Origin of the sequence: Arcicella gelida, assembly GCF_034931025.1 — a bacterium.
Taxonomy (GTDB): Bacteria; Bacteroidota; Bacteroidia; order Cytophagales; family Spirosomataceae; genus Arcicella; species Arcicella gelida.
On the sequence record NZ_JAYGIL010000006.1, the window covers coordinates 1 to 23,997 of the forward strand.

Here is a 23,997-nt window from a genome sequence, read left to right on the forward strand (position 1 = left end):
TAAAGTTTTTTGTTGGGGCTTTGATTTTTTAAAAAATCAAAGCCCCAACAAAACTTACACAACTAAGGGGAGGGTGCCACGTAGGCTCTCCTACAACTTAAAATTTAAATAAGCGTCCGCTCATTCGAGTAAAACTGGTTTTTCCTTCGATGACACAAAACATCTCTCTGGAATCACTTTACATCTCTTCGATGACACAAAATGTCTCTCGGGAATCACTTTATATCTCTTCGATGACACAAAACATCTCTCGGGAATCACTTTACATCTCTTCGATGACACAAAACATCTCTCGGGAATCACTTTTTATCTCTTCGATGACACAAAATTTCTCTCGGGAATCACTTTACATCTCTTCGATGACACAAAACATCTCTCGGGAATCACTTTACATCTCTTCGATGACACAAAATATCTCTCAGGAATCACTTTATATCTCTTCGATGACATAAAATATGGCTAATGATTATTGACCTCATTAGCCATATTCATCATTCCGAAAATAATTAAAGAATTTTAATCTTTCTTATTTTTCTTTTTGTATCTCAATGCAATTCTGGCTAAAAGTTCGTTAATCGCTCCGTCTTCTTTGGCAGCTCCTTTTAGTGAATCATACACTTTATCAGAAGTAACCATCGCATCGGCACTTGCGGCGTCCATCGTATCATCAATTCTTGCTAATAAATCTGCCACCGCTATGCGTACACTCCATAGCTGACTAATCAAATTCACATCCCGTTCAAATTCGGGTGCATCAAAATCCGCTCTCATCTTGGTTGGATATGTTCTAACTCCTTCCAAGCAAAGTCCTACATACTCTACACTGCTGGGTCCCATTTTATGTTTAGGAGCTTGCCCAATAGGCGTACTAATCAAAAAAGGTAATTTGGTTTTTACTTGTTCAAGTAAAGCGAGGGTTGCGGTTTTGTCTGCTTCGGGCAAAACGGCTGAGATTTTGTTTGTGTTACTCATTTTATTGGATGTTTAAAATTGCAATAGATAAGAGTATGCTTTTTTCGGGGCAATCATCCAGAAAGGTGCAATCGTTTTGTAAGAATTTCTTCTCTCAAAAAGAAGCTGGAACGTAAATTTTCTGAATGATAATGGCAACGAAAGGGTATCGCTAAAGATGGTTTATCGGTGTCGAATATCAGGTGCAACTACCAATCTATCAGCGTTATATCAAACATAAAGAAAAATTTGATTGGGACGTAAAAAATGGAGGAATATTTAATCGCTTTTTTATTAAACGGTATTTGGAGACTTTAGGACTGGAGGATTTTAGGACTTTAGGGGAGACTAAAGAAGCAAGAGACAAGAGGCAAGATTTGGGATTTGGGACTTTAGGGGAGACTAAAGAAGCAAGAGATAAGATGCAAGATTTTGGATTTGGGGTTTGGGACTGGAGGATTTTAGGACTTTAGGGAAGACTAAAGAAGCAAGAGACAAGAGGCAAGATTTTGGATTTGGGGTTTGGGACTGTAGGATTTTAGGACTTTAGGGGAGACTAAAGACGCAAGAGACAAGAGGAAAGATTTGGGATTTGGGGTTGGGGACTTTAGGATTTTAGGACTTTAGGGGGGACTAAAGACGCAAGAGACAAGATGCAAGATTTGGGATTTGGGGTTGGGGATTTGGGACTTTAGGATTTTAGGACTTTAAGACTAAAGAGACAAGACTTTGGATTTGGGGTTTGGGATTATTTCCTTGCCGTGGTAAGTTCTGTGGGCGATTGTCCGAACTGTTTTTTGAAAGCGTAAGAAAAATGCGATAGGTTCTCAAAACCAACCTCGTAGAAAACGTCAATGGGTTTTCTGCGTTCTTTGGTAAGTTGATAATAGGCTCGTTCTAAACGTTTTTCAGTTAACCACTTTTGTGGTGTCGTGCTAAATGCTTTTTTGAAGTCCCGTTTGAAAGTAGTCAAACTTCTACCTGTTAAATAACCAAATTTTTCGATTGGAATATTGAACATATAATTGCGTTCCATAAACTCAACAAGGTTGATTTTATGAGGCTCCGAAAAGTCAGATAAAATGTTGTCGATGTCTTTATTTAAAGATTGTAAAACGGTAACAGCCTCATAAATTTTCAATTTGGAAAGTTCTTGTGGCAATTTGTATTCCAAGTCAAAATAGGGTAACATCGAACTGAAAAAGCTATCCAGTAAAGGGCTTTGGGGCAATGGAATGATATGTTCAGATTTAGGAACAATAGCGATTTGATTCTTTTTTTGCTCATAAAAATCCCTCAAAACATCTTGCGTAAGTTTTACAATAATGGCTTGATAAGGAAGCCCGTCTTTTTCGGATGTTATTAATGTAGCCAGTCGATGCCTTGGAAACAAATGCGTTTCTCCTGCTCCAAAAACGTAGGTTTTATTAGCTTGTATCACTTTTAATTCCCCCGACAACACCCGAACAATAGAATGTTCTTCTGCAATTAATTCGGTATTGTAGAAAACTGCTTCACTACAAGTGAACACAATTTCAGCGTTATTATTAGTTTGTCTTACTGGCATACTGCAAAGGTAAAAATTAATGAGGCTCATCAATGTGAACCTCATTAATTTCAAATTATTATATTTCAAATTTAGTCTGCGTTAACTCTTCACTTAGCGTCCAAAGTTTTTGTGCTGATTCCTGATCCAACGCATAAGGTGCTATACCTGCAAAGCCCCCGGGATTTCTATAAGTTGTTGCAATACTATCATAATTAGCCTCATCAAATTGAGCCACTTCAACATCTTCTAAATACACACCTCCAATATTTTGAAGTTGCGGACTGGTTGCTGCCCATACTGCTGTTGCTGCTCCTTGTTCCTTAGTTTTTTGGATGCTTTTCATAGCCGCTTCTGCTTCAGTGTTGGGCGTTCCGTCAGGATGTAAGATGCCTAAAGTAATAAAATCTTCAAAGGTTAAATGCCTACCCAAATTGGTTTCCAAGCTCAAACCTGGATTCAAAGCATAAGACCGAACGCCAAACTGCTGTCCTCCTTTATCTAATTCTACTGCAAAAAGTACATTTGCTGTTTTAGATTGCCCATACGCTTCAAATTTATTGTATTCTCTTGTATAAAAGTTTACGTCTTCAAAACTAATAGGAGAATAATGGTGTGAAGAAGACGAAACATTTACCACTCTTGCTCCATTTGCCTTTTTTAGTGCGTCCCAAAGTTTGGCAGTAAGTTGAAAATGTCCTAAATGATTGGTAGAAAATTGTCCTTCATTTCCTTTTTGGTCACGATACAAAGGCGTCCACATAATACCTGCATTGTTAATGAGTAAATGCAATGGTCTGCCCGATTGTAAAAACTTCTCTGCAAAAGCGTTAATAGATATAGGTTCATTTAAATTTAATGTTTCTACTTCTACATTGGCAATTCCATTTAAAATTTCTTTTGATTTTTCTACATTTCTAGCAGGAACAATAACTGTTGCTCCTGCCGAAGTCAATGCTTTGGTGATTTCTAAACCATAACCTCCGTCACCACCTGTAACGATTGCAATTTTGCCCGTAAGGTCAATTCCTTTTATAACATCTATAGTTGATGATTTTGCGTTGAAGCCAGAACCTACAGGTTTTTGTAATGCTCCGTTGTAATTTGTTTGTCCCATTTTTAAATTAAATTTTAATTTTTTGATGAGACAAAGTTAGATATTGTCTTGTAGGGCAACTTTGTTTTAAAGTCCGAATTGCTTTGTTTATAGGGTCATTAGCAACACGGAATGATGAAAATAATTAGGTTAGTAAAATTTGCAGTCAGAGAAGCATTTATTTGTGGGGCTATTGAAAAAATACTTGGACTAGAAAGAGAACTGGATAACATAATACGTTTGCCGTTTTGGGATTATCATGCCTGCAAAAGGCAACCGCAAGGGATTGCCTCTACAAGGTTTGACAACACAATGTGTTTACTCTCTTGCCGTTGTCTGTTTCTCTCTGACAAATTTAGTTCATTAATGAAAGTAGCAGAGATGTGCAGTTTAAACGTTTATTTGTGGGGCTATTGAAAAAATACTTGGACTAGAAAGTGCTGTTTTATTTACTCAACTTATATATCAATTTACTGTGTAAGCTTACAATATTTTTAAGTGCTTGAAGTTCACCCTCTTTAAAATCTCGCTTTGGCACTACATTAGCTACTTGTTTATTTTGCCAAATCAATATCCAATCTTTATTCTCTGTTACACTATAAATTTTGTCCCATGAAAATTTAGCCTCAAAAGATTCACCAGTCACTAGGACATTTTCATTATCAAATTCATAGCTTATTCTTTCCCCTATTCGTGCATTGGTTTTATAGTTTTTTTTTGCACTAAAGTAAACTGAGATTGGTTGACCAATGGTTAAGAATAATCCAAACACTAATTGAAACCAAGGAAATTCATTGAATGAATGAAATGCATAAAGAAGCGAAATAAGCATAAAAACACCAACACCAGTCATAACTTTGACTGTCAATTTTCGATAAAATAAATGATAATTAATCTTGATGTAGTCTTCAATACTAAGCTTTGTTATTAAAACAATCTTGTCCATCTGTTTATTTATTTAATATTTTCTAAGGTTACGATTATTCCATCATTGTGTTCGCTAAAGTATCAAATTAAAAGTAAATCTCGTGTTAACAACCACCATTTCTTCCAAAAACTTATTAAATGGTATTTTCTTAAGCTAAAATTACTTAGAATATCTTCCTAAAAATAAAATTCCTATTAGCTGGCGAATTAATTCGCCAGCTAATAGGAATTTTATAATAAGCTATTCCGTAATAATATCAATTTCCGAATACCCCACTCTATCGTTGTCCTCGGTATTTTTCAAAGCTCTTAATTTTATATAGCGTGCTTTGCTTGGGCTAAAGGTTTTGGTTTGCCATAAAGGATTATTCTTGATATTTGAAAATTCACCTTCACTTACTTGTTTCCAATCGTTACCATTTTCAGAGATAAAGAAACTGTAATGTGTAATAATGCCCGAACCCCACCAATGTTGGTCTGGCAAGTATTTGAAACCGCTAATGTTCTGATTTTTACCTAAATCAATTACCAAATCAACAGGCATTTTAAGCGTATTTTTTTGATACCATTGCGAATCAGTATTGCCGTCTAATAAGTTGTTTGCCTCCTTATCTTCAATCCCAACAATTTTCCAAGCTTTTTTAGAAACATCAAATTTTTCCTCCGTTAAAGTACTTGTCTTTTTACTTTTCGGGTCATAGCTAATACATTTTAGGAGTACTTTACCATCGTCTGTTTTGATAGGCTCAGTATATTGATTCGATTTTAAAGTAGGTGTGCTACCATCCAATGTATAATATATTTGCGATTCCATGTCAGACGCAATAATACGAACATCTCCCGAACGCTCACGCATGGCTACGGGAGGCACTAATATTTGAGGGGCATCGTAAATGCCAATATTTGAAATCAAAGGACAGGCTTTGGCATCTGTTATGTTCAAACGCAATTTGGTAGCTTTAACAGTTTTGAAACGTAGAATACGTTTATAGCCTATCGTTGTTTCCTTGGCGATTTCTTGCCACTGATTGTTTACGAAGGCTTCTAAAGTAAAGGCTTTTACTCTTTGTCCTAATTTGATATACTCCTGAACCAAAAAGCGATTGAAGGTAGTAGGTTTTGCAAAATTGAAAGTCAAACTAGCAGACTTTACCTTATCATCGGTTGTCCAATAACTTTCTGTACTTACATCAATTGCTTTGTTTCCTCCAAATTTCGGGTCGTTCCCACGCACATTAGAAGCTACTACTTTTGCCCCTTTGATAAGGTTTACAGCAAATGCTTCTTTAACGGCTTTACCAAAATCTAAGGCAGCTTTTTCGTCAAAAGGGTGAATCAAACCATTCGGCATGATGGGAAAGTTTAACAGCAAAGTAGCATTTCTACCGATAGAATTATAATAAGTATCCATCAATTGTGGCAACGTTTTTACTTGGCTATCTTCTTTGGGATGATAAAACCATTCAGGTCTGATAGAAGTATTTACTTCGCCTGGGACCCAAGCATTGCCATTTTCTACACCATAACGAAGCATTTCTTCGGGAACATCGCCTTTGTCGTTCAATAAACTCCAATTGGTTTCGCCAACATATCCTCCTTCTGTTCCTACCCAACGAAGGTCGGCTCTGTCGCCACCATCGTTCCAAATTACGATTTTGGGTTGTAAAGAACGAACAAGTTTATACGTGTTTTCCCAATCGTAGTAAGTAGTGCGGTCAATTTTACGAGTTTCGTTTGCTCCTCCATAATATCCAGAACCCCCATTTGCACCGTCGAACCAGACTTCAAAGATTTCTCCGTAGTTGGTCAAAAGTTCACGCAATTGGTTTCTGAAATAAGTAATGTATTCGGGTTTTCCATAGTCTGGATGGTTTCTGTCCCACGGAGAAAGGTAAATTCCTAGTTTTAAGCCATACTCTTTACAAGCATCGGCCATCTCACGCACCATGTCGCCTTTTCCATTTTTCCAAGGTGAATTCTTTACTGAATAATCTGTGTATTTTGATGGCCAGAGGCAAAAGCCACTGTGATGTTTTGCCGTAATAATAATGCCTTTCATGCCTGATTCTTTGCAAATTCTTGCCCATTGACGGCAATCTAATTTATCAGGATTGAAAATTCTTGGGTCTTCATCCCCTTTTCCCCACGACATATCCGTATAAGTATTCACTGAAAAATGGACAAAAGAATAATATTCCATTTGTTGCCATCTCATTTGGTTTTGGTTTGGTATCGGAAAAAGCGGAGAAGGTGCTTTTACTTGTGCGAATGTTGAAATAATGGCATTGGCAAAGATGAAGCATGTTAAAATAAAGTTTTTAAAATTCATGTTTTTGTAAGATTTGGATAAAGTTATCGCTGTCTCCTTCAAAAACAGCTCTTTGATTAAAGTAAATTTACTTAGAAAATACTTTATCAAAAGCCAATATTTTCAATAGAGCATTATGCAATACTTATTCCCGACTTTAGGATTTGTAGATTTTGGGCTTTTTGACATCAAAAAAGAAGCTTTGCTAAATTTTGGAAATTTAACAAAGCTCTTCAATTACTCTTAATCATAGAAGGTCAGCTCTTCTTAATCATTTTACGAGGTTTAATTCCTACGAAAACAGACATATAGTACCTATTTTCTCCTGTTGTCTCTTCTTTATAATATTTTTCATAGCCTTCATTCGTCATTAAGTTTATCTGATAATAATGCTTTCCATAATTGATTGCATTTTTCTCAAGCTTACTTACAAATTCATGTGCAAAATCAGTGTTTTTGTATTGATTTAATACGGCGTTATTTACTCGTTTATCATCAATCCAAACGCCATAAATCTTATCATTTTTCCAAGCTTCGATTTGTTCTTGAGTTGGAACAGTTTTTGGAAATGGTGGGAGATTTGGAACAAATGTTACACGCTGTTTGGCTTGTTGAGCTTTGCTCATTGATAAATATATAGTCTCTAACCTTTTTCTTTCTGCATCTGTAATCTTAAATATTAGAGGGATTCCCTTTTTATTCTTTTTACTGTTAACAATTTGCTCGTACTCATCTAATAATGCTTGAGAAACGCCATCTTGAGTAGATGGTACTACAATCTCTTTGGCTTTTTGGGTACTACTGGGCTTTTCTTGTGCAAGAGATATTGTACTAAATGCAAATACCGCAATTGACAACACTGGAATAATAGTTAATTGCTTGAATAAAGCCTTTTGAGGTGATTTTGATTTGGTCATCATGATTAATCGTTGTTTAGTTATGAGATAATTGAAAGAACTTGAAAGGTTATACGTATTACTTTTACTGGCTTTTTCAATCAGTAGATACTGATAACTGGCTACATTTGGATATGTATTTATCACGGCTTCATCCGCTAAAAATTCATGATTTAGCTGTATTGCTTTTTTATACATGAATAGGGTTGGATTAAACCAACAAACTATTTGTAGGATTTCTACCAACAAAATATCGTAAGAATGCCTCTGCTGAATGTGTGCGTATTCATGCAATAAAATTTCCTTTTCAATTCCTCCACTCAAATATTCTTGGTTATTGACAAACAAATAATTCAAAAAACTATGAGGACTCAGTGCTTCATCACTTAATACTATTTGAGAATTGATAAAGGGAATCTTTTTACTATTACGGGTTTTAGCAAGAATTTTATAGAGATTAATGATAAAACGTACCAAGAAGAAAGTACTAATCAAGCCATAAAGTATTGGTAACACTAATAAAGTGTAATCTGTCTTTTCAATCGTTGATACTTCTTGAATGATGTTATTATTATTTATAAGATTAGTTGGCAAGATTTCATCTCCTGAAATAGGTAATGTAGGTGTCGTATAATGAAAAGTTATTAGAGGTATCACAAATGATAGTAGCAGACTTAATAATAAGTAGCCTCTATTGAAGCCGTGCATTTTTTCTTTTTCAAGCAGTAGTTTATAAGTAAAAATAAACACTGCCGAACAGAGAACTAGTTTGATGATGTAGGTTATCATTGTTCTTTTCTTTTGATTTCTTGTTCAACAATTTTTTTTAGATCTTCTAATTCTGAGGACGACAAATCTGTAGAGGTTGTAAAAAACGAAGCGAATTGTATGGGCGAATTGTTAAAAAAGTTTTCAATAATCCCTTTTACATGCTTAGAAAAGTAATCTGATTTTTTCACTAAAGCATAATACTGTCTGGAATTCCCAAACAGATTATAAGCTACAAAACCTTTGTCTTGCATTCTTTTTAATAAAGTAGCTATAGTTGTTGATGCGGGTTTTGGGTCTGGATAGCTATCGATTAAATCTTTCATAAAGACTTTTTCATACTTCCAGATTACTTCCATTAGTTGTTCTTCTGCCTTAGATAATTGCATTGCTCTATGTTTATGTAATTTACTCTACAAATGTAGAATAAAATTTCAATAAAACAACATTCATGTAAAAATATTTAGAATGATTCATTTACTTATTTTACATATTCAACAGCAGGAAAAAAGGGTTGTTAAAATAACAATTTCCACTTCAAAAAATAACTTACGTAAAACAAATGACTTTTACGTAGGTTAATCTAGGGTTTAGTCACATGTAAGTAATGAATACAATTTTAGCGACGCCATATCAATAATAAACACCTAATAATCATCAACTTAAAACAGAAAAAACACCAATTACAATTTTCCAATCACTACTTATGAACGACTAATATTCTGCTGCCCCATTAACTCTGAAGGAGTATAACCAAATTGTTTTTTGAAAGCAAAAGAAAAATGTGAAAGATTCTCAAAACCCACTTCATAGCACACATCTATGGGTTTCTTCTTCTTTTCTACAAATTGATAATGTGCCAATTCCAAACGCTTTTGGGTCATCCAACGTTGGGGAGTTGTGTTGAAGACTTTACCAAAATCACGTTTGAAAGTGGTCAAACTTCTTCCTGTTAAATAACCAAACTTTTCCAAAGGTAGGTTAAACATAAAGTTCTTTTCCATGTAGTCTATCAAATCAATTTTTCCCGGTTCTTCAAAGTTTGCCAATACATTATCTATTTCTTTGTCGATAGTTCTCAGAATACTGATTGCTTCAGTTATTTTCAGTGAAGCTATATTTTCGGGCAGTTCATTCATATCAAAGTATGGAATCAATGAAGCCAAACAACTTTCTAAAAGTGGATGATTATTGAAACAATATATTTTTGATGATTCCAATACTTTAGGTTTTATGTTCAGATTGGCATAAAATTCCCTTAATCTTTGCGTGGACAAGTGCATGACTACAGTTTTATGTGGCTGTCCGTCTTTAGGATAATTGATAATCGTAGCCAACTGATTTCTTGGAATTAAAAATATATCTCCTTTTTTGAAAATATAAGTTGCATCCGCTTGAACGATTTTGGTTTCTCCAGAAATAAACCAAATCAACATGTGGTGGTCGAACATAATATCCGACTTAAAAAACTTATCTTCATAACAAGAAAGTTTTATATCATCTGTTATATATTTTGCTTGATATTCCATCGTCTTTTTTTGATTTCATTCAAAATGAAATTCAGTATTACAAAAGTAATCATCTGTTTTAGGTTATATAGTGAAGGTTAATATTTTTAAAAATTTCACATGAACAATATCGGTTTACTTATTTTGATAAACGGATATTGTTCGTGTTTTTTACTTATTCCTTAAAGAATATTGAATGAAATACCTGTCATTTCTTCCGTCAATTTCCACAAGTGTTTTGCATTAGCTTCCTCCAAAGAATACAATTTCACGCCTCCAGCCATCGAAGTATCAGAAGCCAATTCGGCAATGTCTGCATCTTCACAATATACGCCTCCAATTTCATTAAGTAAAGGACTGCTTGCACACCAAACGGTAGTTGCCGCACCTTGAGGAATTGTTTTCAGCGAGGCTACTATTTCGGGTAAAATATTACCTTCGGCATCGAAAAAACCCATTTGTTGGAACAACTCTAAAGATGCTTCTCGGGCTAACTCTGTTCCATTAATTGAACCCGGATGCAACGAATAAGCTCTTACTTTGTGGGCTTTAGCACGATTATCTAATTCTAGAGCAAATAAATTACTGGCAGTTTTTGATTGTCCGTAAGCTTGAAGCGTTTCGTATTCACGGTTTAGAAAATTAGGGTCTTCAAAATTGAATGGTGCAAATTGATGACCTTGTGAAGAAACATTGATTACTCTTGCTCCTTCGGCTTTTTTAAGAGCAGTCCAAAGTCTTGCCGTTAGTTGAAACTGAGCTAAATAATTAGTGACTAACTGCGATTCAAAACCTCGACTATCTCTACGAAGTGGAACCCACATAATTCCTGCATTATTGATGAGTAAATGAAGTGGTCTGCCCGAAGCCAAAAACTTATCGGCGAAGCTGTCGATTGAATCAGGATTCATCAAATCCATTTTTTCTAATTCTACATTTACCATGCCTTCCAGATTTTTCTTTGCTTTTTCGGTATCTCTTGCCAACACGATAACCGTAGCTCCAGCGGCTGCAAGCGTTTTAGTCGTTTCCAAACCAATACCAGTATTGCCACCTGTTACGATAGCGATTTTTCCAGTTAGGTCAATACCTTTGATTACCTCATTTGAAGTAGATGATGCGTTGAATCCAGAACCTAATGGGTTCTGTAAAGTTCCTTGGTAATTATTAACTTGTCTCATTTTGTTAAAATTTTAATTGTTTCGATGAGACAAAGTTAGATAGGATGTATAGGAACGACTTTGTTTAAACGTCCGAATACACTTTGTTTAAAAGGTCGTTTAGGAAGTGGTTACAATGTTTTAAAATAGAAAAGGAAGCTTTTTTTCTTGTTGTTTCAATATTCTTAGTTTTTGGGGATCAATGTGGGTAATCAAAGGAAAACTCTCATAATTGGCTGTAAAATTCTCTTTTTTTTCATGGTTAATAGGTGAAAATACAGTAATATTATGTGTAATTTTCTCTATTATTTTATATGAAAAACCTGTCTGCTTTACTATTAGCACTATTTGTGCTGGGTTTCGTTAGTTGTGCTAAAGAAGATAATCCATCTGGCACCACCACTCCAGTAACTCCCGGTACGTCTGAAGAACCGTATTTTGAGTATAAGATTAACAGTAGCACTGCCGTGCATGTCGATTGTAGTGCTATTAAGTTTGAGGCTACTAGTGGTGGCAGTTCGGTGGTGTTGGTTGTAGCATCTTCTGCTTCTACAAAATCAACATTTACTTTTGCTTTTTATGGTGCTTCGGCAGCTTTAGATACAGTAAAAACTGGAACTCATCCTTTGTTGGAATATTCCAGCTTTACATCTCCTACAACAGCTATTCCTATGCACCTAAGTGTAAAAGTGCCACAAACTACTGGAGGTACAGATTATTTCTATTCATTGGCTCCATCTGAAGCAACTCACAAGCATACCATAAAGTCTATCACCAAAGCTGGTGTTGAAAATGGTAAAAGAATCTATTGGGTAGAAGGTGAGTATAGCTGTAAAGGGCAGCAGTTGCCAGGAACAAACACAGCAACCATATCAGGAAAGTATAGGTTTAAATTATTGGCTATGCAATAACAGCATTTTGATAAAGGATATTTGCTTGGATTGGTGGTTGTTAGATTGTCCTTTAGTACAAAATACTATCACGCCATCAAAAAGAAAACCATCCAACAGACAAAAATTAAGACGGTTGAAATACTAACGATTTTGTGTTGCGATAACAATAGGGTTTCAGTCATACTCATATCTTCTCTTGTATCTGGAAATGTAAATAGGTATTGAATAGTTTTTTCTATGCCAATTGAACTTGCAAGAAACAAAAAATGCCAATAAGATTGTAATGGCTGCTCATTACGTATTTCTTCTATTTTATAATAGATGTACATTTTAAAATGTGTAAGAGAAACTATTGAAAAAACAGATACCACAAAAAGAATGGCAAACAACGCACTTATACCCATAGTATTTACTCCATTTTTAAAACCTTCACCAAAGTACTTTTACTTTCATTACCAATACGCAAGAAGTAAGTTCCAGTGTTTAAATGAGCTAATGATAGTTTGAAGGTTTGGGAATTAATAGGCTGATAAAGTAACGTTTTGCCAGTAATATCCATTAAACTGGTAAAATATTGATTGACTTTGTTCTCATTAAGCTGAATTGTAATTTCTCCAGAAGTAGGATTCGGATATGCTTTGAAAAGTGAATTGCTTTCATCTTGAGTCGATAAAACTACAGTAGGTGTATTGGCTCTTGTAAAATCAGGAATGCCATAACCTAATCTTTCATCTGGATTTTCGTATTGACTTCCAGATTTTCTTAATCTATCAATTACTTCCATAGCCGTTAATGTTGGATTCGCTTGCCAAAAACCTGCTACCAAACCACATAAAATTGGTGAGGAAAAAGAAGTGCCATTACTTGTACTAACTGTTCCAGAAGGAGAAACAATCGCTGGACTTTGACCCATCGCCACTAAATCAGGCTTTACTCTTCCATCAGCCGAAGGACCGATGGAGCTAAATGAAGCATACGTTTTCAACGCAGTTACTGCCCCTACAGTAATAATAGAATCGGCATCCGCAGGGGTTGAAATATATCGCCAAGCATCATTTCCTTCATTGCCCGCACTAATTACACAAACAATTCCAACCGATGCCGCCCAAGTAGCAGCCTTGGCGGCAATGGTTGTTTTCCCATTGAGGTCAGCATATTTATGACTGGTACTAGCATCATCAAAAGTACTGTAACCTAGCGACGAATTGATTAAATCAACCCCAACGCTATCGGCATATTCTGCTGCAAAAAGCCAATTGGCTTCTTCAATTAAGTATTCTGAAGCCGCATCTTCTGAACGTAACAATAGAAAGGAAGCTTTATAGGCTGTTCCAACAATTTGTCCATCTAAGTAAGCACCCATGCACGATAGTACCGATGTTCCATGTCCGTCATCTTCATATACAGCCTTTTCTTTTTTTACAAAATCATAAGTACCAACAATCCTATTTTCATCAAAAAGTGGTTTCAAAGCCGCAATATTATTAGCATTGTTAAATCCTGCATCCAATACAGCAATCATCATTCCTTCACCATGAAAACCTTGTTCGTGCATTTTATCTGCACCAATCATTTCAATTTGCGTTTTTGATAAACCATAATTCAGGGCTTCGGTTTCATAATTTTCAAACTTAGATGATTTTCGAGCTGTTCTATTATTTGGATTATCAATTGAAGTATTGATTTCCAAGCCTTTTACAAAAGATAATTGTAAAATACTCGTCAAAACTGTAGAAGAACATTCTATCAAAGCCGCATTCATCCAACGTGAAGTATAAATTACTTTAGCACCCTTCTTCTTTACTTCTTCGATATAACTTGGATTAACAGGTAAATCTCCAGTGGTAAAAGCAATTTTCTGTTTCTGACGACGAGCCACTGAGCGTTCAGACAAATAAGCGAAAGGCTGAGAAATGGAATAAGGTGAGTTATTTTTATCTTTAAAAACAACAAGGTATTTAGCTGAAACTTGCGAAAAAGCTGATTCTGAAAAGAAAAATAGGAATAACAGTAAAGAAACTATCGACCATAGTTTGTTGTAAAAAGAGAAAAGTAATTTATTCTGTTCCATAATCTTTGATTTTCATAATAAAGCTTTTTCCAAAATCAATCGTATTTTTTCCTAAACAATCTGGTTTATTACAATAAGTAAGGTCTTTATTTTCTGCATAAATCAACCCTACTCCTTCTGCATAAACTTCAATTCTTTTCTTTAAATCAACTAAAGTAGAATCATCTTGTTGAATTATTGTCGCAGTTTTACGAAATGTTTTATTACCAATACTGAAAGGTTGATGCAGTTTTTTCACAGTATAATCGTCTTTACCTAAAGCATTATAAGCATTACCATCCCAAGTTTGGTTTTCATAAAGAGGAAATACAAATTTCACAAAAGTTTGATTATTTTCGGTTTTTAGAGCTTCGTTTGAACGCTTTTTAGCGGTAAAAACAGAATCTATTTGCCAAGCTTCGTTTTCTGTAGTTCTTTTAAAACGTTCGATTCTAAGTGTTTCTTTTCCATCCAAATCCGTAAAAAATGAAGCTACACTTTCTTTGATTTGATAGTTTTTAATACTAGGATTTTGTGTTAGAGAGTAATCTATTTCTTGTACTTCGTAAATCGTAAACTGTTTGATAGAAGTATAGAAATACGAGATTCCAGTTTCGGGAGGAGCCACACAACCACAATCTTTATTAACACAAGCTTGGAGAAGTAGAAAAGAGAGGATTAGCAATAAATAGGTTTGTTTTGGTTTCATAGTTATTAGAGTTTAAATTTTGTTAAATGTAAATGATAGTAAGCTAAAGATTAGACATCAATAGCTTTATTTTCGTTGCACAAGTGTGAGAATAAAAAAGCCAGTCAAATATAAGATGACTGGCTTTGATTTTTTTGATTATTGTTCTTCTGGTACTAACCAAGCTTTACGCAAAGTAACTTGTGCTTCAGTTGGATTTTCCATTGGAGATAGAAGGTTTTTCTCAACTACTTCTGGTATAAAGATTTTTGCCGAAAGCTTTGTTTCTACTTTTTTGTCTCCGTCTTTTCTCAACACTACAAAATCAGCATTATCGCCTTCTTTGCTATTATTAATAAAATCTGAACGAGTAGCTCTGAACGTTTCTAAACCTAAGGCTTTTCCATTTAGAGAAACCAATTCATCACCAGCTTTGAAACCTATTTTCTGTCCAAAAGCATCAATTCCGTCTTCGTCGATGATAAAAATACCTTTGGTTTCTGGATTGATTCCTAAATTATAGACCGAGAAGCCTAATGTCTTTTCAAGTTTTTTATTCGTTTTTTGGAAATTAATTCCTACACTATTCAGCGTTTCTTCTAAAGGAAGTGGCTCTTTCCCTTCTACATATTTAGCAAAAAACTGACGAATTTCTGGGAATTTAGTTACTTCTGCAATCTTATCGAAAAGCTCATCATCATTAAATGATTTATCTTTTCCATAATATTTTGATAAATCTCTCATCAAATTCTGAGTACCATATTTTCCTCCCGATAATTGACGGAGTTTAATATCCAAACAAAGTCCAATCAAAGCACCTTTTTCATATACATTTTGGTATTGATCTTTGTATTTTTCCAACACATCTGCCGACATTACCGTAAAAGGAACATCATCTTTGTAACGGTCGTACATATTTCCAATTTTAGAACGAAGCATGTTCATGTACATAGGCAATTCAATCAAACCATATTTTGCTTGCATGTGTCCAGCCGCATATTCTGTCATTCCTTCATACATCCAAAGGTGTTTAGACATCTTAGGTTTGTTGAAATCAAAGTCTCCAATTTCTTTAGAATGAATACTTAATGGCGTTACGATATGAAAAAACTCATGCGAACAAACATCTTTTACTGTTTGCGAAAGTTCGTCTGAAGACGATTCTGGCAAATAATAGAAAGAAGAGTAAGAATGTTCTAAAGCACCATAACTTCCGTTTTTCAAATTATCAGAAAGTACAATCACAAAAGCATATTTTTTAATGGGCAAAGTGCCTCCTAAATACTCTTTTTGGGCTTCCAATAAAGTTTTAACATTTTCAGCAATTTCAGCAGAAGTAGCTTTTTTGTTTGGCGAATAAACTGAAATCAAAATATCAGCACCACCTACCTTTAAAATTGTTGTATCAGGTTTGCAGTACATGATAGGTGCATCTACCAAATCATTATAATTTGAAACACTGAAAACATCTTTTTTATCGTCTGATTTAGTAGCCGTCAATGACGACGCTCCATAAAAACCCGCTGGTTTGCTGAAAGTAAGTTCGAAAGTACTACGCTTTAAATCATCGAAGTAACCAAAGAAACCATGCGTATTAATCGCAAAAAGTGTATTTTCTTCAATATCTGTTCCAGCAGGTTCAAAAACATATTCGCCAGAAATCTCAGGAGAATCCCAAGTATCATCTACCAAATACGTGATTTTATTTAGTTTTTTCGCTCCTTTAATCTTGTAGCTATTAACATCAACCTTTGTAACAGATAATTCTTTACCTTTTTCATCAAAAGCTTTCAAACCTGAGATATAACGACCAAAATCATAATTGGCATAAGTACCCGGAACAATTTTAGGAAAATTATACACAACTTCATCTTTCGAGATTTTAGGAGTAGTCAATGATACTTCTAATTTATCGTTTTGAACTTTTGTTAAATCAATAAAAAACTGATAATTGGCATTTTGAGTTACTTTCTGAGCGAAAGTTGGGAGGCATGTTATTAATGCCAAAAACAGCAAGAATTTAATCTTCATGGGTTAAATTTTTCAGTTAAAATAAAATCAATTAGCATTCAATTTCTGGTAAACGCAAAAAATGAAAGTAAATTATGATTAATAAAGTATTCGCTGATTACTTTGATAACTAGCGTTTAAGATTAATTGTACCTTGAAAAGAAGTTACTTCTTTAATTTCCTGTTCAGTTCCTTTATATTGTAAAGCAAGCGTTCCCAAGAGTAAATCAAATAAATCTTCAAACCCTGAGTCCTCAAATTTGCCATTTGAATCAGCAACAAATTTCTTTAAGCCAAACACAAGTTCATTTGTTGTTAAATTTAATACAGAGAAAGTAAATACCTGAAATTTTCCATCAAAACCTCTTGACACTTTTGAAGTCAATACGATTGTTTTTCCATCACTTGAAGACTTCCATTTTCCTGAATCATTTCCAGCAATATAAGTACTATCGGTTTTAAATTCGTAAGTCAATGCAGTTGAAAGCGAATCACCACTCGACTGGGTAGCACCAGGAATTTTCGAAAAGTCAGCAGGTGTCATTTCGTAGCTTTTTTTGTTAGTAATTGTACCCAAACTTTTAAACGACCATTTACCTATGATAGTAGCTGCTGCTGGCGTTGGGTCAACGTCTGGACCAAATTTTTCTTCACAAGAAACAAGAGTAATAATAGAAATTACTAAGAGGAGGAATAAGGTGATTTTGTTCATTTTATTAGATTTTTAGAGTTTGAAATCAAATTTAATAAATATGTAAAAAAGTTACGCTAAAACTTATTAAACGGTAAGTAAAACAAAAGCAAAAAGCCCGACAATTCATCGAGCTCTTTGCTTTTAAAGAATTTTATTGATTATTCCCACTCAATCGTTGCTGGTGGTTTTGACGAAATATCATACACTACTCTGTTTACACCTTTTACTTTATTGATAATTTCGTTAGAAATCTCTGCTAAAAACTCATAAGGTAAATGACACCAGTCAGCCGTCATACCGTCAACAGATGAAACCGCTCTTAATGCTACTACTCTTTCATAAGTACGTTCATCGCCCATTACTCCAACTGATTGAATCGGTAATAACATCGCTCCTGCTTGCCAAACGTTATCGTACAAACCTTTATTTTTCAATCCGTTGATGAAAATATAATCAACTTCTTGTAAAATCTGTACTTTCTCAGCCGTAACATCTCCCAAAATTCTAATCCCTAAACCCGGACCTGGGAATGGATGACGACCTAAAATAAACTGTGGTATTTCTAAAGTTTTACCTACCAAACGTACTTCGTCTTTGAACAAAGTTTTAAGTGGCTCAACAATTTTCAATTTCATATAATCAGGTAAACCGCCAACATTGTGGTGAGATTTAATCGTTTGTGAAGGACCGCCACTCACTGATACTGATTCAATAATATCTGGATAAATTGTCCCTTGTCCCAACCATTTTACGTCTTCAATTAAATGAGATTCTTGGTCGAAAACGTCAATAAATACTTTACCGATGGCTTTGCGTTTTGCTTCTGGGTCTGTCAAACCAGCTAATGCCGAATAGAATTGTTCTTTGGCATCAACACCTTTTACGTTCAAACCAAGATTTTTGTATGATTCAAGAACGTCTTCAAATTCATTCTTTCTCAATAAACCGTTATCAACAAAAATACAATAAAGGTTCTTGCCAATTGCTTTATGAATCAAAACGGCTGCAACTGAACTATCTACACCACCTGAAAGCCCTAAAACTACTTTATCGTCGCCCAATTGTGCTTTCAATTCGGCTACGGTTGTATCAACGAATGAATCTGCCGTCCAATCTTGTGAACATCCGCAAACGCCAATTACGAAGTTTTTCAACATCGTTTTTCCTTCTAAAGAGTGTGTTACTTCTGGGTGAAATTGAATCCCATAAGTTTGTTCTCCTTTGATATGGAAAGCGGCAATTTTTACAGATTCTGTCGAACCAATGATTTCAAAATCTTCTGGAATCGACATAATTGTATCACCATGCGACATCCAAACTTGGTTATTTTCAGAAACATCATTCAATAATGGATTCTCTGCTACTTTTTGCAATTTTGCTCTTCCGTACTCACGATGTCCAGAATTATAAACTTCTCCGCCACTTGTAAAAGCCAACAATTGTGCTCCATAACAAATGCCTAAAACTGGTAATTTTCCTCTGAAAAGACTCATATCCACTCGTGGAGAATCTTCTTCACGTACAGAACATGGACTTCCTGAAAGAATTACGCCTTTTACGTCTTCGCCAATCGATGGAATTTTATTGTATGGATGGATTTCGCAATAAATATTAAGTTCACGAACTCTACGGGCAATTAATTGAGTGACTTGTGAACCAAAGTCGAGGATAAGAATTTTTTCGGACATTTTTCGATTTCGGATTGCTGAATTCGGATAGCAAAATTAAGCGACCCGAAAACTATGCTAAAAAATAAACCGCAAATTTCGGGAAAATTTGCGGTTTTGAAGTAATATATTTTACTTTTTTTGAAAAATCTATTCAGAATTTAAAATTGAAAATAAATAAACTGCGACGGTGCATCGAACATTCCTAAGAAAAGTATCGCTAAAACAATTCCGTAGTAGAGTATCCAACGGAATAAAACTGGTTGCTGATTCAATACCGTTCTTAAGCTTTGTCCTCTTTGAAAATAATGAACAGTTTCCATCACTAACAAAGCAAAAACAACCATCACAAAATTGGTAATACCTTGACCTAGAAAGATGTTTTTTTCGATAAAACTTCTATTACTTATCTGCGAAAGCTGTTCGCCGATACCTGTAAATAAATGCGTAGCGATATAAGAAGCCGATTTAAAATCGACTGCACGAAAGAAAATCCATGCAAAACTTGTCAAGCAAAAAACAGTTGAAATTTGAATAATTTTATAGAAAAAAGGTAGTTTTTTAATCCCAATTATTGCTACAATTTTATTCCTATAATCAACAGTAAGATTGGCAAAAATCAGATAAAAACCATGCATTGCTCCCCAAATAACGAAATTCCAACTTGATCCATGCCAAATTCCTGACATTAAAAAAACGATAAAAACATTATATTCTCTTCGCCATTTTGAAACCCTGTTTCCGCCCATCGAAATGTACAGATAGTCACGAAACCAAGTAGAAAGTGAAATATGCCAACGTCGCCAAAATTCTGAAATGGTTTTTGAAAAATAAGGTCGGTCGAAATTTTTCATTAAATCAAAACCCATCACTTGTGCCGAACCCAAAGCGATGTCTGAATATCCTGAAAAATCACAAAAAATTTGAATTGAAAACAGTGAAGTTGCTACCAAAAGTGGAATACCTTTTTGCTCAAAAGGATGGTCATACACTTGATTGACCATCACCGCCAGACGGTCGGCAATCACTACTTTTTTGAACATTCCCCAAGCCATCAATTTCAAACCATCAGTTACTCTTTGATAATCAAAATCATATTTTTCATGGAATTGATGGAGTACATTTTGTGGTCTTTCAATTGGTCCAGCCACTAATTGCGGGTAAAACATCACGTACAAAGAGTAAATCCCAAAATGTCTTTCTGCTTTTTGTTTACCACGATATACTTCAATTGTGTAAGACATCGCCTGAAAAGTATGAAACGACAAACCGATTGGCAATAAGATTTTGAGATAAGGAATAGGATTTTCAAGTGCAAAACCTTTGAGTAAAAAGCTGATGTTTTCGTTCAAAAAGTTATAATATTTAAACACAGCCAACACGCCAATATTGGCAATGAGGCTCATCGTTAAAAACATTTTTCGCTTACTTCCCTCCGATTGCTCAATATAAATTCCAGCGTAATAATCAATAACGATGGTAAAACCCAAAATCAGCATGTAAATCGGCACGAAAGCCATGTAAAAATAACAGCTCGCTACCAACAGTAAAAGCCAACGAAAACGATACGGTATCAAAAAATAAAGTATCGTTACGACTGGGAAAAAGATTAAAAATTCTAATGAATTAAATAACATAATTTTTGAAAGCCCAAATCAGTTTTCATGCTTTGGTATAAAGATTTTCAACGAGAAATGTTGATATTTTCAAGGCTAACGCCCAATTTAATTGACGTTTGTTTTTCGTAAATAAATGATAATTAGCAGGTTGAAATGCTAATCACTATTTATTATCTTTTGTAAACACTTAAATACTTACCTTTTGCTATTCTATGATAAATATGTTCATGAAATTGAATTGTTTGAGTCTTACTTCTACTTGAAACAATGGCGTCTGGCAAGAATGTTTTACTTTCTAATTTACCTAAAATACCTTTCACTGCAATTTGCCGTACTTCTATCCTCTCTGGAATTAATACTCTCAGCATTAAATAATCTTTATCGTCTTCCAGCAATTCCAAACCAATAGATTTGAAGTGATTTTTCAAGATAATTTCATTCATTGCTAAAAAATCTGCGGCTTGAATATCCAATCCTTCGTGGGTAAGTACATCTTGATAAGTAGCATCAAGAATACTCTTTTTTTGATACAAAGCCAAAGCACCAGATTTTTCATTTATTGGTACAAATTTCTTGGCAAGCATCGTCAATCCATGAAATGAAAGAATTGGTTTCTGAAAATTCAACAGTAAAAAAGGTAAAGTAGCCAAGCTTAATACAATTACTATTGGCTTGACAATTGCTTTTCTTTCGCCAATTACTAAAGCACAAAAACATGAAATTAACAAGAAAAAAGGACTATGCAAGCGACTTCCGAAAAGCTGAAATCTTAACAAAGCACAAAACATGATAAAACCTAAAACACAAGCAAACCAAAATAAACTAAGTGTTGGCTGTTTTTTTACTTTCAGAAAATAGAAAAATGAAACAAACGCAATGAGTAAAAAATGTAGAAAATTCCCAGAGAAATCTTCCGTTGTTGAAAATCTTGGAATTTTAAAAACACTGTCTTCGCCAAAAGTAGTCAATGGGTCAGAAATGCTAATTCCTAATAAATCATGTAAATTCAACAAGATATTCATCCAGAAATTATTCCAAATATTTCCGGGAGAGTGCATGCCAATATGTAAAGCAATTTGACGAGTAATATTTGAAATCAATGCTGCTGGTGAGTGATTTTCTAAAGAAATTCTATCAGAAGCATGACCAAGTGGGTCATGAAAAATCACCCAATTTCTGGCATAATACCCCAAATTAATCGCAACACTTACAATCACAATCAGAACAAGTCCCGTCCAAATCTTTGAAGATTTCCACCATTTTTTTTCCAGCAAAACACGATAAGCCAACCAAATACAAAATGGAAATAGAAAAATATAACCAGTTCCTTTCGTCAATTCAGCCAAACCTAGGCTCAAACCAAAATAAATGGCATTTTCTAGCGAAAATTCTTGAACATATTTGAAAGAAAAGTAAACGCCACAAACTACAAAAAATGAAACTATTAAATCATTTTGTGTAGAAGTAGCTTGAAGTACAATCATCGGAATTGTTGATACAATTAATGCCCCAAACCATTGCGTTTTGATACTTCCTCCTAGTTGTTTTATCAATAATGAACAAGCCGTAATTCCGCCCAAAAAGCTAAACCATTGCACCAAATTGGCTACAAAATCAGATTTTCCAAGTACATACAAATGAAGTATTACTAATTCAGAAAAAATATTGTAGGCTACTTGTCGGTGATTATTGGTTGCAAAATGAGTAAGATGTTCATTTTGAAGCCAATACATAATTCTTGACAAATGATAAGTAAGTGAATCTGTATTATTGACGGGCGAAATCAGAGCAAGAAAAAGCGTAATGCTCAAAATGATCAAAATAGGAATTAAAAAAAGACTTACTCCAGTACTTTCCTTTTTGATATTTTCAATCAATTCAACAACTTTCTCTTTTTTACTTTTATGTTTTGATAAGCGAAATAGCAAGAATGCGATGAATACAATCCAAAAAACTAAAATATAAACGAAGTTAATTTTGAAGCATAGATTTATAATTTCAGTACTAAAAACTATCGCAACTGAGTTCAATAATAATGCTTTTATCAAAGACTCTCGGATTTGCTTTGAAGTAAAATATCCATCAAAAAAAACTAAAGTAATGGCAAGGAAAATAAGAAAATTAAGCATTGATTTTTATATTTTTGGATAGTCCACGAAGGCTAAAATGAGGAGTATCAACAAATAAGTTTTATGTTTTTGATGCGAAGTTAGCGATAATAACTTATTCTAAAATCTCCTTCTTTTCATTGAATCCGCTGTTTTCAAATAGTGTTAAAAGTCTTTTTGTGAAAATTTCTCTTCCTTTAGCATTTGGATGATAGGCGTTATCGTAGAAAAAAGTATCGTCCATCAACGCATTTTCTGCCGTTCCTAAAATCGGAATTTTAAGTTCTTTTTGAATTTGTTGACTTATTTTCCGAATCGTATCCATATTTTCTTCATAGCTTTTTTGTGCTAAACAAGGATAAGTAAAATAAACCTTCGCTCCTTTTTTTTGTGCAAAAGCATAAAAATCATTCAAATCTTTGATTTGCTTGGTAAAATCTGCGGATGATAATGTTGGATAGACAATTTCAGTTTTAGGATTATTCAAATGACAGAGTAAATCACCTTTTGGTGAAAAACAATTTCTGTAAAAAATAGAAGTTGTATCGGCAATACTGATTGGTTTACTTCTGGAATGATTCAAGGCTTCGCCAATAATTAATCTAAAATCCGTTAAACGATGTACTGCATAAGCACTCATTTGTTCAGTAATGGATGGAAAATGAATCCATTCTTTTGAAAGCGGATAAAAATCAGCAGCAATTAATTGTTCATTATATTCTCCTTCAGAAGTAACCATGTACTCTAAACTCAACAGTACAACATCGCCTTTTTTCAGGTACGTTTTTAACTCTTCCATCATATAACGACTACCGAAATTGTAATGCAAAGCCGCATTGACAACGTGTAATTTCAATTCATTTTCGAGCAAATCGCTATCTACACCAAATGCCATACTTGAGCCACTCATCAACACCAATCTGGGACTTGGCACAGATGCCAGCATCTTAGTTTTGTCGATAATCGTTGCGATGTAGGCATTTTGTGAGCGAGGGTCAAGACTTAAATCTAATTTCCTTGCTACATCAATGGCTAACAATGGTAAAAACCCAATCAAAAACAGTTTTATGAAGAACTTTAGGAGTTTCAAAATGTGTGATTTTTAATA

19 protein-coding genes are annotated in these 23,997 nt (G+C 34.4%); 2 read left to right on the top strand and 17 right to left on the bottom strand.

The features are described 5' to 3' along the window. Window positions 1–516 precede the first annotated feature (516 nt). Window positions 517–972, bottom strand: coding sequence for a hypothetical protein (locus tag VB776_RS06200; protein ID WP_323327091.1), 456 nt, complete (start codon window positions 970–972; stop codon window positions 517–519). A gap of 182 nt (window positions 973–1,154) precedes the next feature. On the opposite strand from VB776_RS06200, the gene VB776_RS06205 reads away from it, so the two are divergent. Then, entirely contained in the window at window positions 1,155–1,424 is a 270-nt protein-coding gene (locus VB776_RS06205; protein ID WP_323327093.1) for a hypothetical protein, read from the top strand. A gap of 275 nt (window positions 1,425–1,699) precedes the next feature. On the opposite strand, the gene VB776_RS06210 is transcribed toward VB776_RS06205, so the two are convergent. The 8 genes from VB776_RS06210 to VB776_RS06245 form a co-directional block, all read right to left on the bottom strand. Next, window positions 1,700–2,518, bottom strand: a complete 819-nt coding sequence (locus VB776_RS06210) for a helix-turn-helix domain-containing protein (RefSeq protein ID WP_323327095.1) — start codon at window positions 2,516–2,518, stop codon at window positions 1,700–1,702. Window positions 2,519–2,576: 58 nt separating this feature from the next. Further along, the gene (locus tag VB776_RS06215; protein ID WP_323327097.1) at window positions 2,577–3,614 is read right to left on the bottom strand and encodes an SDR family NAD(P)-dependent oxidoreductase; all 1,038 of its coding nucleotides are present in this window, start codon (window positions 3,612–3,614) and stop codon (window positions 2,577–2,579) included. 424 nt (window positions 3,615–4,038) lie between these two features. Next, entirely contained in the window at window positions 4,039–4,539 is a 501-nt protein-coding gene (locus tag VB776_RS06220) for a YcxB family protein (protein WP_323327099.1), read from the bottom strand. Between the two features lie 222 nt (window positions 4,540–4,761). After that, complete coding sequence (locus VB776_RS06225; protein ID WP_407653797.1) at window positions 4,762–6,849, bottom strand: alpha-L-fucosidase; 2,088 nt, start codon at window positions 6,847–6,849, stop codon at window positions 4,762–4,764. A 236-nt stretch (window positions 6,850–7,085) separates the two neighbouring features. Then, a complete protein-coding gene (locus tag VB776_RS06230) occupies window positions 7,086–8,513 on the bottom strand; it encodes a M56 family metallopeptidase (protein ID WP_323327103.1) in 1,428 nt (475 codons plus the stop codon). Next, the gene (locus tag VB776_RS06235; RefSeq protein WP_323327105.1) at window positions 8,510–8,881 is read right to left on the bottom strand and encodes a BlaI/MecI/CopY family transcriptional regulator; all 372 of its coding nucleotides are present in this window, start codon (window positions 8,879–8,881) and stop codon (window positions 8,510–8,512) included. Before VB776_RS06235 ends, VB776_RS06230 begins: the two co-directional genes overlap by 4 nt. 315 nt (window positions 8,882–9,196) lie before the next feature. After that, complete coding sequence (locus VB776_RS06240; RefSeq protein WP_323327107.1) at window positions 9,197–10,021, bottom strand: helix-turn-helix domain-containing protein; 825 nt, start codon at window positions 10,019–10,021, stop codon at window positions 9,197–9,199. 161 nt (window positions 10,022–10,182) lie between these two features. Continuing rightward, entirely contained in the window at window positions 10,183–11,181 is a 999-nt protein-coding gene (locus VB776_RS06245; RefSeq protein ID WP_323327109.1) for an SDR family NAD(P)-dependent oxidoreductase, read from the bottom strand. A gap of 293 nt (window positions 11,182–11,474) precedes the next feature. On the opposite strand from VB776_RS06245, the gene VB776_RS06250 reads away from it, so the two are divergent. Continuing rightward, window positions 11,475–12,071, top strand: coding sequence for a hypothetical protein (locus VB776_RS06250; RefSeq protein WP_323327111.1), 597 nt, complete (start codon window positions 11,475–11,477; stop codon window positions 12,069–12,071). A 391-nt stretch (window positions 12,072–12,462) separates the two neighbouring features. Here VB776_RS06250 and VB776_RS06255 read toward each other — a convergent pair whose 3' ends face one another. The 8 genes from VB776_RS06255 to VB776_RS06290 all read right to left on the bottom strand — a co-directional run bounded on the left by VB776_RS06255 (window position 12,463) and on the right by VB776_RS06290 (window position 23,979). Beyond that, window positions 12,463–14,124 (bottom strand): S8 family serine peptidase, encoded by a 1,662-nt coding sequence (locus VB776_RS06255; RefSeq protein WP_323327113.1) that lies wholly within the window; start codon window positions 14,122–14,124, stop codon window positions 12,463–12,465. Continuing rightward, the gene (locus tag VB776_RS06260) at window positions 14,111–14,812 is read right to left on the bottom strand and encodes a hypothetical protein (RefSeq protein ID WP_323327115.1); all 702 of its coding nucleotides are present in this window, start codon (window positions 14,810–14,812) and stop codon (window positions 14,111–14,113) included. The genes VB776_RS06255 and VB776_RS06260 overlap by 14 nt, the downstream gene beginning before the upstream one ends. Window positions 14,813–14,950: 138 nt before the next feature. Further along, complete coding sequence (locus tag VB776_RS06265) at window positions 14,951–16,822, bottom strand: M61 family metallopeptidase (protein WP_323327117.1); 1,872 nt, start codon at window positions 16,820–16,822, stop codon at window positions 14,951–14,953. A gap of 109 nt (window positions 16,823–16,931) precedes the next feature. Further along, entirely contained in the window at window positions 16,932–17,513 is a 582-nt protein-coding gene (locus VB776_RS06270) for a hypothetical protein (protein WP_323327119.1), read from the bottom strand. A gap of 140 nt (window positions 17,514–17,653) precedes the next feature. Further along, window positions 17,654–19,183: a glutamine-hydrolyzing GMP synthase gene (guaA, locus tag VB776_RS06275; RefSeq protein WP_323327121.1), complete on the bottom strand. Its 1,530-nt coding sequence runs from the start codon at window positions 19,181–19,183 to the stop codon at window positions 17,654–17,656. A gap of 140 nt (window positions 19,184–19,323) precedes the next feature. Further along, complete coding sequence (locus VB776_RS06280) at window positions 19,324–20,799, bottom strand: MBOAT family O-acyltransferase (protein ID WP_323327123.1); 1,476 nt, start codon at window positions 20,797–20,799, stop codon at window positions 19,324–19,326. A gap of 152 nt (window positions 20,800–20,951) precedes the next feature. Continuing rightward, entirely contained in the window at window positions 20,952–22,910 is a 1,959-nt protein-coding gene (locus VB776_RS06285; RefSeq protein ID WP_323327125.1) for an ArnT family glycosyltransferase, read from the bottom strand. Between the two features lie 94 nt (window positions 22,911–23,004). Beyond that, the gene (locus VB776_RS06290; RefSeq protein WP_323327127.1) at window positions 23,005–23,979 is read right to left on the bottom strand and encodes a hypothetical protein; all 975 of its coding nucleotides are present in this window, start codon (window positions 23,977–23,979) and stop codon (window positions 23,005–23,007) included. Window positions 23,980–23,997: the final 18 nt, after the last annotated feature.

Coding starts and splice junctions, on each gene's coding strand:
- VB776_RS06200 (WP_323327091.1), bottom strand. CDS start 972: ATGAGTAACACAAACAAAATCTCAGCCGTTTTGCCCGAAGCAGACAAA.
- VB776_RS06260 (WP_323327115.1), bottom strand. CDS start 14,812: ATGAAACCAAAACAAACCTATTTATTGCTAATCCTCTCTTTTCTACTT.
- guaA (WP_323327121.1), bottom strand. CDS start 19,183: ATGTCCGAAAAAATTCTTATCCTCGACTTTGGTTCACAAGTCACTCAA.
- VB776_RS06235 (WP_323327105.1), bottom strand. CDS start 8,881: ATGCAATTATCTAAGGCAGAAGAACAACTAATGGAAGTAATCTGGAAG.
- VB776_RS06215 (WP_323327097.1), bottom strand. CDS start 3,614: ATGGGACAAACAAATTACAACGGAGCATTACAAAAACCTGTAGGTTCT.
- VB776_RS06225 (WP_407653797.1), bottom strand. CDS start 6,849: ATGAATTTTAAAAACTTTATTTTAACATGCTTCATCTTTGCCAATGCC.
- VB776_RS06270 (WP_323327119.1), bottom strand. CDS start 17,513: ATGAACAAAATCACCTTATTCCTCCTCTTAGTAATTTCTATTATTACT.
- VB776_RS06265 (WP_323327117.1), bottom strand. CDS start 16,822: ATGAAGATTAAATTCTTGCTGTTTTTGGCATTAATAACATGCCTCCCA.
- VB776_RS06285 (WP_323327125.1), bottom strand. CDS start 22,910: ATGCTTAATTTTCTTATTTTCCTTGCCATTACTTTAGTTTTTTTTGAT.
- VB776_RS06210 (WP_323327095.1), bottom strand. CDS start 2,518: ATGCCAGTAAGACAAACTAATAATAACGCTGAAATTGTGTTCACTTGT.
- VB776_RS06280 (WP_323327123.1), bottom strand. CDS start 20,799: ATGTTATTTAATTCATTAGAATTTTTAATCTTTTTCCCAGTCGTAACG.
- VB776_RS06220 (WP_323327099.1), bottom strand. CDS start 4,539: ATGGACAAGATTGTTTTAATAACAAAGCTTAGTATTGAAGACTACATC.
- VB776_RS06240 (WP_323327107.1), bottom strand. CDS start 10,021: ATGGAATATCAAGCAAAATATATAACAGATGATATAAAACTTTCTTGT.
- VB776_RS06245 (WP_323327109.1), bottom strand. CDS start 11,181: ATGAGACAAGTTAATAATTACCAAGGAACTTTACAGAACCCATTAGGT.
- VB776_RS06255 (WP_323327113.1), bottom strand. CDS start 14,124: ATGGAACAGAATAAATTACTTTTCTCTTTTTACAACAAACTATGGTCG.
- VB776_RS06230 (WP_323327103.1), bottom strand. CDS start 8,513: ATGATAACCTACATCATCAAACTAGTTCTCTGTTCGGCAGTGTTTATT.
- VB776_RS06250 (WP_323327111.1), top strand. CDS start 11,475: ATGAAAAACCTGTCTGCTTTACTATTAGCACTATTTGTGCTGGGTTTC.